Annotated in this window: 12 protein-coding genes; 6 read left to right on the top strand and 6 right to left on the bottom strand. The window is 70.6% G+C overall.

Features of this window, described 5'->3' with window-relative positions; translation table 11 throughout:
* Positions 1-33: 33 nt before the first annotated feature.
* Positions 34-1,521 (bottom strand): cytosine permease, encoded by a 1,488-nt coding sequence (locus D3230_RS06605; RefSeq protein ID WP_202344242.1) that lies wholly within the window; start codon positions 1,519-1,521, stop codon positions 34-36.
* A 91-nt stretch (positions 1,522-1,612) separates the two neighbouring features.
* Here D3230_RS06605 and D3230_RS06600 point away from each other — a divergent pair, with 91 nt between their 5' ends.
* Together D3230_RS06600 and D3230_RS06595 are read left to right on the top strand one after the other, a co-directional pair.
* Positions 1,613-3,283, top strand: a complete 1,671-nt coding sequence (locus tag D3230_RS06600; RefSeq protein WP_202344241.1) for an amidase — start codon at positions 1,613-1,615, stop codon at positions 3,281-3,283.
* Positions 3,284-3,323: 40 nt separating this feature from the next.
* Complete coding sequence (locus tag D3230_RS06595) at positions 3,324-3,920, top strand: TetR/AcrR family transcriptional regulator (RefSeq protein WP_202344240.1); 597 nt, start codon at positions 3,324-3,326, stop codon at positions 3,918-3,920.
* 53 nt (positions 3,921-3,973) lie between these two features.
* Here the strand turns inward: D3230_RS06595 and D3230_RS06590 are convergent, their stop codons facing one another.
* Positions 3,974-4,651 (bottom strand): fasciclin domain-containing protein, encoded by a 678-nt coding sequence (locus tag D3230_RS06590; RefSeq protein ID WP_202344239.1) that lies wholly within the window; start codon positions 4,649-4,651, stop codon positions 3,974-3,976.
* Positions 4,652-4,836: 185 nt separating this feature from the next.
* Here D3230_RS06590 and D3230_RS06585 point away from each other — a divergent pair, with 185 nt between their 5' ends.
* Genes D3230_RS06585 through D3230_RS06575 form a run of 3 tightly spaced genes read left to right on the top strand, consistent with a single transcriptional unit; the run spans position 4,837 to position 8,062 of the window.
* Complete coding sequence (locus tag D3230_RS06585; RefSeq protein ID WP_202344238.1) at positions 4,837-6,558, top strand: cytochrome c biogenesis protein CcdA; 1,722 nt, start codon at positions 4,837-4,839, stop codon at positions 6,556-6,558.
* A gap of 44 nt (positions 6,559-6,602) precedes the next feature.
* Complete coding sequence (gene sigK, locus D3230_RS06580; RefSeq protein WP_237467117.1) at positions 6,603-7,202, top strand: ECF RNA polymerase sigma factor SigK; 600 nt, start codon at positions 6,603-6,605, stop codon at positions 7,200-7,202.
* Positions 7,199-8,062 (top strand): anti-sigma factor, encoded by an 864-nt coding sequence (locus D3230_RS06575; protein ID WP_202344237.1) that lies wholly within the window; start codon positions 7,199-7,201, stop codon positions 8,060-8,062. Before sigK ends, D3230_RS06575 begins: the two co-directional genes overlap by 4 nt.
* Here the strand turns inward: D3230_RS06575 and D3230_RS06570 are convergent.
* From D3230_RS06570 to D3230_RS06555, 4 genes are read right to left on the bottom strand one after another with little or no spacing between them, the layout of a single operon-like run.
* Positions 8,059-9,756 (bottom strand): ABC-F family ATP-binding cassette domain-containing protein, encoded by a 1,698-nt coding sequence (locus tag D3230_RS06570; RefSeq protein WP_202344236.1) that lies wholly within the window; start codon positions 9,754-9,756, stop codon positions 8,059-8,061. The genes D3230_RS06575 and D3230_RS06570 overlap by 4 nt on opposite strands.
* A 57-nt stretch (positions 9,757-9,813) precedes the next feature.
* The gene (locus D3230_RS06565; RefSeq protein WP_202344235.1) at positions 9,814-10,689 is read right to left on the bottom strand and encodes an SDR family oxidoreductase; all 876 of its coding nucleotides are present in this window, start codon (positions 10,687-10,689) and stop codon (positions 9,814-9,816) included.
* Positions 10,690-10,739: 50 nt separating this feature from the next.
* The gene (locus D3230_RS06560; protein WP_202344234.1) at positions 10,740-11,006 is read right to left on the bottom strand and encodes a DUF7218 family protein; all 267 of its coding nucleotides are present in this window, start codon (positions 11,004-11,006) and stop codon (positions 10,740-10,742) included.
* A 24-nt stretch (positions 11,007-11,030) separates the two neighbouring features.
* Positions 11,031-12,167, bottom strand: a complete 1,137-nt coding sequence (locus tag D3230_RS06555; RefSeq protein WP_202344233.1) for a carboxylate-amine ligase — start codon at positions 12,165-12,167, stop codon at positions 11,031-11,033.
* Between the two features lie 225 nt (positions 12,168-12,392).
* Here D3230_RS06555 and D3230_RS06550 point away from each other — a divergent pair, with 225 nt between their 5' ends.
* Positions 12,393-13,106 carry a hypothetical protein gene (locus D3230_RS06550; RefSeq protein WP_202344232.1) on the top strand — a complete coding sequence of 238 codons (714 nt, stop codon included), beginning with the start codon at positions 12,393-12,395 and terminating at the stop codon, positions 13,104-13,106.
* The last annotated feature ends 6 nt before the right edge of the window (positions 13,107-13,112 follow it).

Genomic DNA, 13,112 nt, shown 5'->3' with positions numbered 1-13,112 from the left:
TACGGGCAAATGAGGGAGGGGCAGGGACCACCGCTACTGGGGACGTTCGACGGCGGCGACGCCGTCGTTCACCCCGCGCTCCGGCCAGATACGGAGCGCGAGCAGGTACAGCGCGGCGGCAACGCCCACGGAGAGCGGCAGGCTGATGTCGAGGCCGCCGGCGACGTCGGCAAGCGGCGCCGCGTAGAGCTCGTTCTGCACGGTCAGCAGGCCGGCCAGGGCACCCACGAGGAGCGGGATCACGGCACGGAAGTTCCAGCCGTGACTGAACCAGTAGCGGCCGCCCGAGTGGCCCAGCCCGAAGCGCTGCAGCGCGACCGGGTCGTAGCGGCCGCGCCGCGCCACGAGGAACCCGATGCCGTTGATCACCACCCAGGGTCCTGCGAACGCGTTGAGCACCACCGTCATCGCGGTGATCGAGGAGATCGCGTCCGTCGCGATCACGCCGAGATACATGACGGCGAGCGCCACACCCGAGGTGATCAGCGTCGTCTGGGTGCGGCTGAGCCGCGGCACGATGGATTCGAGGTCGAGTCCGCTCGCGTAGATGTTGATGACGCCCTGCCCGAAGCCGCCCATGATCGCGAGGAGCAGCAACGGGACGAGGTACCAGCCCGGGGCGTGCGCCACCAGGTCGGCGACGTAGGACGGCGAGAGGGTCTCGAAGGTGCTCGCGGTGAACGCCCCGAAGCTCGCGGTCGCGAACAGCCCCGCGAAGATCCCCCCACAGCTGGCCAGGGCCACCTGTCGATCCGTGAACCGCCCGGGATTGATCCGGCGCGTGTAGTCCCCCACCGAGGGCGCGTAGGAGAGCGGTCCCCCGATCGAGATGGTGACCGCGAACAGCCAGGTCGGCCAGAACTCGCCGAGCAGGTACTCGCCGGACGTCCGGGTCGGGGAGAACTCGGGCGCGAACGCGATGAGGCCCACGATCAGCAGGACGCCCGCGATCGGGATGATGAACTTCTGCAGGGCCACGATCGTGCCGTGCCCGTAGAGCGCGATGAGGACCACCTCGACCGCGATGATCGCGTAGCCGATCAGCAGCGCGGTGCTGTTCTCCGGGGTCCCGAAGAGGCGGTGCGCGCCCGCGACCAGCGCCTCACCCGAGGTCCACACCGCGATCGCGGCGTAGGCGATCGCGAACATCAGGGTGAGCGTGGAGCCGAGGAGCCGGCCACGCATCCCGAAGTGCGCGCCGCTCGACACCGGGTTGTTGGTGCCGGTGCGTGCACCCAGGAGGGTCATCGGCACCATGAGCGCGAGGCCGATCAGCAGCCCGACCGCGCTCGACGCGATCGCCTGCCAGAAGTTCAGGCCGAAGGTGACGGGCAGCCACCCGAAGATCACGACCGACAGCGCGAGGTTGCCGCCCAGGAACACCCGGAAGAGGTTGCCCGGCGAGGAGGTGCGGTCGGCCGTTGGCACGTAGTCGACCCCCGCGCGTTCCACCGTGCCGAACTGGTCGATCAGCTTCGTCGCCGCTCCCGTGGCGGCTCGCTGTGGTCCTGCTGCGTTCACTTCGTTCTCCTTTGGAAACTCCGTCGTTCGGCGCTACAGTAACACTGACTGAATATTCAGTCAAAGCCGTTGTGACCCCAGGAGGCCCCGCTTGACCGCCGCTCTCGACCACGCGTCCATCGCCGAACTGCGCGCCGCGCTCCAGGCGGGGCGCACCACCGCCGAGTCGCTGCTCGCCCACCACCTCGAGCGGATCGCCGCCGCGCCCGAGCTCAACGCGGTGGTCGTGCGGAACCCGCACGCGCTCGCGGAGGCTCGCGCATCCGACGCCCGGATCCGAGCGGGCGAGGCCCGGCCGCTCGAGGGCATCCCGTTCACGGTGAAGGACTCGTACATGGTGGCGGGCCTCACCGTCGCGTCCGGCTCCCCCGCGTTTCAGGGCCTGATCGCACAGTGGGACGCGCACTCCGTGCTGCTGCTGCGCGACGCCGGAGCGGTACTCATCGGGAAAACGAACATGCCGCCGATGGCCGACGGCGGCATGCAGCGCGGCCTCTACGGCCGGGCCGAAAGCCCCTTTCACCCCGACTACCTCGCCGCCGCGTACGCCTCGGGCTCCTCCAACGGCTCCGCCGTCGCGGTCGCCGCGTCGCTGTGCCAGTTCGGCATGGGCGAGGAAACGGTCTCCTCCGGACGCAGTCCCGCCTCCAACAACGGGATCGTTGCCTACACGCCATCCCGGGGCCTCCTCTCGATGCGCGGAAACTGGCCGCTCTTCCCCACCCGCGACGTGATCGTGCCGCACACCAAGACCGTCGCGGACCTGCTCGAAGTACTGAACGTGCTCGTGCAGGACGATCCGGAACGCCGCGGCGACTTCTGGCGGGCCCAAACCGCGGTTCCCCTGCCGCTGCCCAGCGCGCACCGCCCGAGCGACTACCGCCAGCTCGCCACCCCCGGCGCGCTCCGCGGCGCACGGTTCGCGGTTCCGCGCCGCTACCTCGGGGAGGACCCCGACGCTCCGCTGGAGGTTCACCCGGACGTGCGCGCCCTCTGGGCACGCACCCGCGACACGCTGGAGGCGGCCGGGGCAACGGTGGTCGTCACGGACTTCCCGCTCATCGACCGCTACGAGGGCACCGATCCCACGCACGAGCAACTCGACACCTTCGCCGAGTTGCCCGCCGACTGGATGACGCACGAGTTCACGACCCTCGTCGCCGCCGCCTGGGACGACTTCCTACGCGCGAACGGCGATCCGGCGCTCCACCGCCTCGCGCAGGTCGACGGGGCCACCATCTTCCCGCTGCCCACGGGCACGCTCCCGGACCGCTACCCGGAGGTCGCCGACAACACGGATCGCTACTCGGACATCCTCGCCATCGTCGCGGCCCTGCCTCGCGCCCGGGACCACGACGGACCCGGCGTCGATCCCGCCGCGATCCCCGGTTTCGCGCGCGCGCTCGCGCAGCTCGAGGAACTGCGACGCACGCTCCTCGAGGAGTGGCTGGAGCGCGAGGGTTTCGACGCGGTGGTGTTTCCGGCGAACGCGGATGTCGGTGCGGCACACGCGGATCACGACCCGCGCGCCGCGGACCACGCTTGGCGCAACGGCACCCACTATTCGAACGGAAACCTCGCGATCCGGCACCTCGGCGTGCCGACGGTCACGACCTCGATGGGCACCATGCCGTCCACCGGCATGCCCGTGGGGGTCACCTTTGCGGGGGCCGCCTACAGCGATCCCCGACTCCTCGCGTGGGCCGCGGACTTCGAGCGTGTCCGCGGCCCACGCCCCGTGCCCGGCGCGCGCGGCCGCTAACGTAGAGTCCGTCCGCAGTCTTCGAGGGGAGCGATCAGCAATGGCAGATTCGACGCGCACGCGCATCCTCGAGGCCTGCGCCCGACGGATCGCGGCCGACGGCATTCGCGGAATGCGGGTGAGTGACGTCGCGAAAGAAGCCGGCGTCTCCGTGGGGTTGGTGTACTACCACTTCAGCGACCGGGAGGGGCTCATGTCCGCGACCCTGTCGTTCGTGCACGAGGCCTCGCGCGAGCGCCTGCCCGACCGGCACCCCGATTCGGTGGCGCCGGACACCGATCCGGTGCGCGCCACGCTCCTGACCGACATTGCGGACACCGCGGCCGTGCGCGACAACTCCATCGTGTGGAACGAGATCCGCGCGATCGCCGTATTCGAGGAGGCGCTGCGCGACTCCCTCGCGGAATCGACCCAGCAGTGGCAGGCCGACCTGGAGCGCGACCTGGCCGGCGCCGCCCTCCGGCTCCCCGCGGATCGCGCGGCGGTGCTCCTCACCGCGATCATCGAGGGCGTGTCCGGCCGCTGGCTGACGGGGCAATTGTCCACCGCCGAGGCCCGCGCGCTCGTCTCAGACGCGTGGCAGCTCGTCCAGTCGGGGCCCGGCGCGACCGACGACGCTCGCGAGCCCCGGGCATAGTCCGGCCCCCGGCCGCTGCGATGCGGTGACGGGGGCCGGGCCGGACCCGCGAATTACTCCGCGTCGGCCGGCGGCATCAGGACGCTGTCAACGAGGTACACCACCGCGTTCGCGGTCTGCACGCCGCCGCAGATCACGTTGGCGCCGTTCACCTGCAGCGTGTCGCCAGAACCGGTGACGTCAAGGCTGTCGCCCTCGACGGTCTCATGCGAGCCCGCGATGTCGTTCGGTTCGATCTGACCGGGCACCACGTGGTAGGTGAGAATCTGGGTGAGGAGCTCGCTGTCCGTCTTCAGGGCGTCGATGGTGGCCGCGTCGATCTTGCCGAAGGCGTCATCGACCGGGGCAAACACCGTGAACTCACCCCCATTGAGCGTGTCAACCAGGTCGACCTTGGGGTTGAGCTGGCCGCTCACCGCCGAGACAAGCGTGGTGAGCATCGGGTTGTTCGACGCTGCCACAGCCACGGGATCCTGGGACATGCCCTGAATCGATCCGGCACCGTCGGGCACCGCTTCCGCGTAGGCGCTACAGCCCGATCCGACGAGATTCGCGGCAGGATCCATCGTCCCAGCCGAGGTGTCGGGCGCCTGCGACTCCGACTGCTTCGGTGCAGCCGATTCTTCCGTGCCCGCGTCCGAGGACGCCCCCATCGAGCACCCCGTCAGTGTGGCTGCCCCAATGAGTGTCAGGGCGAAGGCGGTGCCGAGGGTCTTCTTCTTCGTGAACATGGTTCCTCCTCAGAATTCAATCCGCGGATTCTCGCGGCTTGTGAACGTCTTCGGAGCCCCGACCGGATCGGATTGCAGCTTTCTTGCAGAATTTTTCCTGGCCAGTCCGCTCACGCCCCAGACCGTCGAAAAGCAATCCGATCCGGCCCCCGCACCGAACCACTTCGCAACAGAGAGGGCTGCTCATGGATATTGTGCTCATCGGTCTGCTCGGCGGACTCATCACCGGGATCTCGCCGTGCATCTTGCCGGTGCTCCCCGTCATCTTCCTCACCGCGGGCGCGCACCCCGCGGCCCCCGGCAAGGCCCCGGAGGTGATTCCGGCGAAACCGAGCCGGCCGTACTGGGTGATCGCCGGGCTCGTCATCAGCTTCTCCCTGGTGACGCTGCTGGGTTCCCTCCTCCTCGGGCTGCTCTCGATCCCGCAGAGCACAATCCGCTGGGCCGGTGTCGCCGTGCTGGCCATCATCGGCGTGGGCATGCTGTTCCCAAGATTCGAACAGCTCCTCGAGAAACCCTTCCAGCGTCTCCCTCGGCGCACAGTGGGCGACGGCGGGAGCGGTTTCGGCATGGGGCTCGCGCTCGGCACCGTCTTTGTCCCGTGCGCGGGGCCGGTGCTCGCCGCGATCATCGTGGCCGGGGCGACCGGCGCGATCGGCGTGGAAACCGTGCTCCTCACGGTGTCGTTTGCGCTCGGCGTCGCGATCCCGCTCCTCGTGTTTGCGCTCGCGGGCCGCAGCGTCGCCGGGCGCATTCGTGGCTTCCGCACGCACGAACGCACCATCCGGATCGTCGGCGGCGTCGCCCTCATCGCGCTCGCAATCGGGCTCGCCTTCAATCTTCCCCAGACGCTGCAGCGACTCCTGCCCGATTACACGGCCGGCCTACAGCGCGACCTCGCAGAGAGTGACGCCGGGAAAAACGCGCTGCAACTGGGCGGCCTTGTCACGGATGAGAACCGTGACTTGGACCGCTGCGCACACAACGCGCCAGAACTTGCGGAGTGCGGAACCGCACCGGCGCTCCGCGGGATCGAAGCCTGGCTGAACACCCCAAACGGGGAAGCCATTGATCTCCCAGCGCTCCGTGGCCAGGTGGTACTCATCGATTTCTGGGCGTACTCGTGCATCAACTGCCAGCGATCAGTGCCGCACGTGGTGGCGTGGGATCAGGCCTACCGCGACGCGGGACTCACCGTGATTGGCGTGCACTCCCCCGAGTACGCCTTCGAGAAAGAACGCGCCAACGTCGAGGCCGGGATACGAGACTTCGGGATCGACTATCCCGTGGCCCTCGACAACTCGCTCTCGACCTGGACGAACTACCGCAACCGCTACTGGCCGGCACACTATCTGATCGACGCCGCGGGCACGGTGCGCCACATCTCGTTCGGTGAGGGGAATTACGCGGTCACGGAGCGGCTGATCCGCGAACTGTTGCAGGACGCCACCCCGGGTGCGACGCTCCCCGCGGCGACGGACACGAGCGACGCAACCCCCGAGCTCGGGAGCACGACCCCCGAGACGTTCCTCGGCTCCGCGAAAGACCACAACTATGCCGGCGCTGGTGCGTACCGCGCCGGGACCGGCGACTTCAGCTTCCCGGAGACCCAGCCCGGCGACACCTTCGCCCTCGACGGCACCTGGGACATCGAGACCCAGTTTGCCACCCCGGGCGACACCGCTGAGGGCACCATCCGCCTGAACTACCGCGGGCAGGAAGTGCGCACCGTCGTCGCGGGGACGGGAACCGTCACGGTCGACCTCTCGGGCGGCGGGACGCGCACCATCGAGGTGAGCGGCACCCCGCGGTCGATCCGGCTGGTCGAGGACGACGATCCCGACACGGGCACCCTCGAGCTCGCGGTGACGCCCGGCGTCGAGGTGTACTCGTTCACGTTCGGCTGAGACTCGCGTGGCGCAGACGGCGACAAATCGGAGGTGAGTACGGCATGCTGGAGGCGATGGTCATCGATGGGGTCGAGTTTTCGGAGGATGGCGGCACCGCCGATCCGGCCGACGCGGCGCTGCGGCGCGCAGCGCTCGGCGATCAGCGCGCCTTCGCCACCCTCTACGATCTCCTCGCAGCGCGGGTGTTCGGGTTGATCCTGCGGGTACTCGTCGACCGCGCGCAGAGCGAAGAGGTGCTACAAGAGGTGTTCCTCGAAGCGTGGCAGACGGCGCAGTCGTTCGACGCCGACCGCGGCCGTGCCCGCACCTGGCTCCTCACGATTGCGCACCGCCGAGCCGTGGATCGTGTCCGCGCGTCCCAGGCGTCCCGGCGCCGGGATCTGACTGCCGGGGCCCGCGAGGTCTCCGACGCCGTTCCCGGGGTCGACGAGGAGGTGGCCCTGCTCGTCGACGGGGGCCGCGCGGTCCACGCGCTCGACGCGCTCCCCGAACCCCAGCGCCGTGCCATCATCCTCGCGTACTTTGGTGGCTATAGCCACAGCGAGATCGCGGTGCTCCTGGAGACACCGCTCGGCACGATCAAAACACGAATTCGAGACGGCCTCACCCGGCTTCGAGCGGCACTGGAGGGAACGCGATGACCGAGCTTGAGTTCCGTGAACTCTCCGCGGTGCGTGCCCTCCACGCGCTCTCGCCGGACGAAGAACAGGCGTTCTCGCAGGCGCTCGCAGCGCACCCGGAGTGGCAGCGCATCGTCGACGAGGATCGCGCGACCGCCGCCGAGCTGTCGGCCGTCGCAGCACCCGTCGCCCCTCCTCCTGCGGCGCGCGCCGCGATCCTGGATGCGATCGCCACCACCCCGCAGTTCGAGGAGCCCCCACTCTGGGGCGAGTCACGCCCGGCACCGCGGCAGGTGCCACCGCCGTCACGCCCCGCGGCGGCGCGGATCCCCGAGCTCGAAGAGCTCGACGCCGACGAGTACGCCGATGAGCAGACGCAGACATCTCGGTCGCGGCGCAGCGTTGGCTGGCTGTTGGTGGCCGGGATGGTGGCGGTGCTGCTCGCGGTGTCGTTCTCGTTCCCGCTGAGCGGACTCCTCACGCCCCGGGACCCCGTCGTGGTGGCGCTCGACGCGGTGGCCAGCGCGCCGGACGCCGAGACGTCGACGGTGCGCATCGCCGGAGCGGGGAGCGCGACGCTGCACTGGTCGGACTCCGTGGGCCAGGCCGTGTTGCTTGCGGACGGCCTGCCGCAGCTCGACGCCGACCGCGACTTCGAGCTCTGGATCGTGCGCGACAGCCAGCCGGTCTCCCTCGGCGTGGTGCGTCCCGACGCCGAGCAGAACGCGGCCGTGCTCGCGGCCGGGTTCCGGCCCGGCGACGCGGTTGCCGTGACGGTCGAGGAACGCGGCGGCTCCCCGACGCGGCTCCCCACCACCGACCCGATCCTGGCGATCGCAACCCCCGCCGCCGATCCCGAAGCGGGCGGCATCGGCACCTAGCGCTCGCTGAGTTTCCCCTCCGCGACATGCCAGTGCCGGTCCAAGCGGACCGTGCTCAGCATGCGCCGGTCGTGCGTCACCAGGAGCAGCGCGCCCGTGTAGCTTTCCAGCGCCTGCTCCAGCTGCTCGATCGCGGGCAGGTCCAGGTGGTTCGTGGGCTCGTCGAGCACCAGCACGTTCACGCCGCGCGCCTGCAACAAGGCGAGCCCCGCCCGTGTGCGCTCCCCCGGCGACAGCTCGCCCGACGGCCGCACCACGTGATCGGTCTTCAAGCCGAACTTCGCGAGCAGGGTACGCACCTCGGCGGACGCGAGCTCCGGGACGAGCGCCGCAAACGCGTCCGCGAGCGGCGCGTCACCGTGAAACAGCGAACGCGCCTGATCCACCTCGCCGATGGCCACCGACGAGCCGAGCGTTGCCGATCCGGCATCCGGGGCTTGCCTCCCCAGCAGCAGCCGCAGCAGGGTCGACTTGCCCGCCCCGTTCGGCCCCGTGATCCCGACCCGCTCGCCCGCGTTCAGCTGCAGCGAGACCGGTCCGAGGGTGAACTCCCCCTGCCGGGCCACGGCCTCGTTCAGCGTCGCGACCACGGCGCTCGAGCGCGGAGCCGCGCCGATGGTGAACTCGAGCTGCCACTCCTTGCGCGGCTCCTCCATCTCGTCGAGGCGCCGGATCCGGCTCTCCATCTGCCGCACCTTCTGCGCCTGCTTCTCGCTCGACTCGGTGTTCGCGCGGCGCCGGATCTTGTCGTTATCGGGAGACTTCTTCAGCGCGTTGCGCGTGCCCTGGCTCGACCACTCGCGCTGCGTGCGTGCGCGCGCCACGAGGTCGGCCTTGGTGCTCGCGAACTCCTCGTAGTTGTCACGCTGGTGCTGGCGCACGATCGCCCGCTCCTCGAGGTACGCCTCATACCCGCCGCCGTACACGCGGGTGCTGTGCTGGGCCAGGTCGAGTTCGAGCACCCGCGTGACGCAGCGGGCCAGGAACTCGCGGTCGTGGCTCACCAGCACCGCGCCGCCGCGCAGCCCCTGCACGAATCGCTCCAGGCGCTCCAGCCCGTCGAGGTCAAGGTCGTTCGTGGGTTCGTCGAGCAGCACGAGGTCGAAGCGCGAGAGCAGCAGCGCGGCAAGCCCCACGCGCGCGGCCTGGCCGCCGGACAGCGACGTCATCAGGGATGCTTCCGTGACCGCCGCGGCCCGTCCCGCGCGGGATCCGGCGCCCGCGGGGCGCCCCAACCCCAGCTCCGCGAGCACCGCGGGAATGCGCTCCTCGAGATCGGCGGCACCGCTCGCGAGCCACCGCTCCAGCGCGGCCGAGTACACGTCAGCGGGATCCGGCGCACCGGGGGCCGCGGGCGCGGGATCTCCGAGCGCCGCGGCGGCCGCGTCCATCTCCGCGGTCGCCTGCGCGCAGCCGGTGCGCCGGGCGATGTAGGCGGCGACGGTCTCGCCCGCGACGCGCTCGTGCTCCTGCGGCAGCCACCCGACAAACGCGTCCGCCGGCGCTAGGTGGATCTCGCCCTCCTGCGGCGCGAGTTCGCCCGCAAGGATGCGCAGGAATGTGGACTTCCCCGCACCGTTCACGCCGACCACGCCCACGACGTCACCCGGGGCGACCGTGAGATCCAGCTGCTCGAACAGGGTGCGGTGGGCGTAGCCGCCCGCGAGGCCGTGCGCCACGAGTGTTGCCGTCATGCCTCAAGCGTAGGGCCGGTCGCCCCTGCGCGGGTGCCGCCGTGGGCCGCGGCGGAGCTAGAGGTGCTTGCCGCCCGTGACGGGGAGCACGGCCCCGGACGTGAACGAGGCGTCCTCGGACGCAAGATACACGTATGCGCCCGCGAGCTCGGCCGGTTGGCCTGCGCGGCCCAACGGCGTGTCCTGGCCGAAGCTGCCGAGCGCATCGTCCCAGCCCGTACCCGGGATGAGCGGCGTCCAGATGGGCCCGGGCGCGACCGCGTTCACGCGGATCCCGCGCGGCCCGAGCTCCTCCGCGAGCGAGCGCGTGAGCGACACCAGCGCCGACTTCGTCGCCGCGTAGTCGATCAGCGAGGGCGACGGCGCGAACGCCTGGATCGAGGCGGTGAAGATGATGCTCGCGCCGGGGCGCAGCAGATCGGCCGCCGCCCGGGTGATCAGCAGCGGTGCCACCAGGTTCGTGTCGAGCACCCGGAGAATCTCCTCCCGGCTCAGCGACGCGACGCCCGGCCGGTCCCGCTGATACCCGGCGTTGTGCACGAGAATGTCGATGCCGCCCAGGGTCGACGCGGTCTCGGTCACGATCGCCGCGCACGTCTCCTCCTCGCGCAGGTCTCCCGGGAGCAGGATCGCCCCGCGGCCGGCGGCGCGCACGAGCTCGGCCGTGGCTTCCGCGTCCTCCTGCTCCTCGGGCAAGTACGACAGGGCGACGTCGGCCCCCTCGCGCGCATAGGCGATGGCGACGGCGCGACCGATGCCGGAGTCGCCGCCGGTGATCAGCGCGCGCAGGCCCTCCAGGCGGCCGTGGCCGACGTAGTCTCGCTCCCCGTGATCTGGCGTGGGCGCGACCGCCTCGGTGAGGCCGGGCTGGGACTGCTCCTGCTCGGGAAAGCCGGAGGACCAGTATTTCGTGCGGGGGTCTGAGAGATGCATCTGGGGTTCCTTTCGGTGAGAGAACGGGGCCGCGAACCGGGTCGCCGGGGTCAGTGCTCGCGCAGCACCCGGATGAGTTCCGCTTTCCGGAGCCGCGAGATACCGCTGATTCCGAGTTCGCGCGCACGCTCCCGCAGCTCGGGAACGGTGCGATCCTCGTAGTCCTCGGCCTGGCCGCCGCGGCGGCCGACGGCGCTGCGCCCCTCGCGGGCCGCGGCGTTTGAAATCCGGGCCGCCTTCTCGGCGCTCGCACCGTCGTCGCGCAGGCTCTCGTACAGCTCGGGATCCTTGAGTTGCGGGGTCTTGTTCTGTGGCATCGGTTCCTCCAGTTCGGCTCGGAATTACGGGGTCAATTGCGGCAGCGCCGGCACCGGCTCGGGCGGCGCGGGGCGGTGCTGGGCATAGAGCTCGAGCACCCCGGCGATCCCGCCCGACTCGAACGCGCGGCGCTGAGCGGCCGCGGGGGCTCCGTGCAGCTGGAGCTCGGCGACGTATCGCCGCACCCGGTCCGCGTCGCCGAACCGCTGGAGCGCGGGTTCGATGTACTCGAGCAGCTCGGACAGCCAGGTCGTGGCATCGACCTCGCGGCAGACGCCGGGATCGACCAGGGTGTGGGCGAGGCCGTCGCGCGCGGCCCGCCAAAGCGCCGCGTTCACCTCGTCGGTGCCGTGCGGTTCGGCCGCCGCCGCACTGTCGCTCGCAACGATGGTGTCCACGAGGGCGCGAACCAGCGCCGCGAAGGCCACCGCGTGCGCGGGATCCGGCTGCACGTCGGCGAGTCGGAGCTCGATCGTGGGGAAACTCGAAGAGAGCCGCGCCACCCAGCTCACGAGCGCTCGGTCCCGGATCAGTCCCGCCTGGATCAGGCGGTCCACACGCGCATCGTATTCCTCGGCCGAGGAGAAGTGGGCGGGGAAGACGTTCAGCGGCCACGAGCAGCCGGTCAGGTGCCGCCAGCTCTGGAAGCCCGTATCGACGCCGCCCGAGAACGGCGAGTTTGCGGTCATCGCGAGCAGCAGCGGGGCCCAGCGCGCGAGCCCGTTGAGTGCCCGCACCCCGGCCTCCCGGGACTCGATCGAGACGTGCACGTGCATGCCGTTCACGTAGTGGGAGCGGGCCAGCCGACGGGCATCGTTCGCGATCATCAGGTAGCGATCGTTCTCCGTGACCTGGGATCCCGGCCCCGACGGCATCTCGAGCGGCGGCGTGCCGGTCGCGGCCAGGAGCACGCCGTGTTCCTCCGCCAAGCGCCGCGCGCCGGCACGGAGCGCGGTCAGGCTCGCTTCGGCCTCGTCCGCCGTCTCGCACGGCGGCGTGGCCGTCTCGACCTGGCTGTCGAGAAACTCGTGCTCCAGCGGGGTCTGCGGGGGCGCGTCGCGGATCAGCCGCGCGGCGGCACCCGGCACCGGCGTCCCGGTCACGGGGTCGACGAGGGCGAACTCCTCTTCAATCCCCAGCAGCCTCTGATGCGAACTCATGAGCGGCCTCCTGTCGTCGGACGCGGCGGGGCGACGCACCGCGCGTCATGGTCCTCCAGCGTACGAACCCGTCGGGCCCCCGGGGAGGGGGTCGACAAGCACCCCCGAGTCTCGCTACTATTCCCGATCACAGACCCCTTCCCGCGAGCACAGCGGCGCGGCGGCGAGCGCGCGGAGCCGGATGCCGCGCGGTGCCGCGGCCCGCGAGACGAGGACGGAGCACGCATGACCCAGGCCGAGGACCGCGATCAGGTGCGCGAGAACGCGCGCGGCGAACACCGGCTCCCCGCGGCAATCGCCACCATCGCCGCGATGCTGCTCTACGGCTTCCTGCCGAACGACGTCCAGCCGCTGTGGATCCGGCTCACGATCGTGGCGATCGCGGCCGTGCTCCTCGCGTGCATCCTGGTGGTCAACCCGCTCAGGACCCACCGGAACACACAAACGTTCCGGGTCGCCTCGCTCGCGCTCGCCGCCCTCCTCGTGGGGGCCAACCTCATCGCGCTCGGCCACACCATCGTGCTGCTCGTGACGACGAAGCCCGGGGACGGACCCGAGCTGCTCGCCGCCGCCGCCCAGGTCTGGGCGACGAATTTCATCGCGTTCAGCCTGCTGTTCTGGGAACTGGATCGCGGCGGACCGGCCGCCCGGCGGCAGCGTCGACGTTCGGAGCTCCCGCCCGCGGACTTCCGGTTCCCGCAGGACGAAGACGACGACACCAGCGCCGAAGTTTCGGAGCAGTCCGGCCCGGTGAGCAACTGGCGCCCCAGCTACGTCGACTACTGGTATGACGCCGCCGTCACCTCTATGTCGTTCGGCCCCGGGGCCGGGATCCCGCTGCGGCCGCGCGCGAAGATTCTCGCCACCGCCCAGGGCCTGATGTCGTTCGTGCTGGTAACGCTCGTGATCGCTCACGCGGTCGGGGCGCTGGGAGCGTAGGGAGAG

The organism is Leucobacter chromiireducens subsp. solipictus (assembly GCF_016758195.1).
In the GTDB taxonomy this organism is placed as follows: Bacteria; Actinomycetota; Actinomycetes; order Actinomycetales; family Microbacteriaceae; genus Leucobacter; species Leucobacter solipictus.
The sequence above is the reverse complement of the archived record's forward strand: the minus strand, read 5'-3'. Positions and strand labels throughout refer to the sequence as shown.

Coding starts and splice junctions, on each gene's coding strand:
- D3230_RS06595 (WP_202344240.1), top strand. CDS start 3,324: ATGGCAGATTCGACGCGCACGCGCATCCTCGAGGCCTGCGCCCGACGG.
- D3230_RS06590 (WP_202344239.1), bottom strand. CDS start 4,651: ATGTTCACGAAGAAGAAGACCCTCGGCACCGCCTTCGCCCTGACACTC.
- D3230_RS06585 (WP_202344238.1), top strand. CDS start 4,837: ATGGATATTGTGCTCATCGGTCTGCTCGGCGGACTCATCACCGGGATC.
- sigK (WP_237467117.1), top strand. CDS start 6,603: ATGCTGGAGGCGATGGTCATCGATGGGGTCGAGTTTTCGGAGGATGGC.
- D3230_RS06575 (WP_202344237.1), top strand. CDS start 7,199: ATGACCGAGCTTGAGTTCCGTGAACTCTCCGCGGTGCGTGCCCTCCAC.
- D3230_RS06570 (WP_202344236.1), bottom strand. CDS start 9,756: ATGACGGCAACACTCGTGGCGCACGGCCTCGCGGGCGGCTACGCCCAC.
- D3230_RS06565 (WP_202344235.1), bottom strand. CDS start 10,689: ATGCATCTCTCAGACCCCCGCACGAAATACTGGTCCTCCGGCTTTCCC.
- D3230_RS06560 (WP_202344234.1), bottom strand. CDS start 11,006: ATGCCACAGAACAAGACCCCGCAACTCAAGGATCCCGAGCTGTACGAG.
- D3230_RS06555 (WP_202344233.1), bottom strand. CDS start 12,167: ATGAGTTCGCATCAGAGGCTGCTGGGGATTGAAGAGGAGTTCGCCCTC.
- D3230_RS06550 (WP_202344232.1), top strand. CDS start 12,393: ATGACCCAGGCCGAGGACCGCGATCAGGTGCGCGAGAACGCGCGCGGC.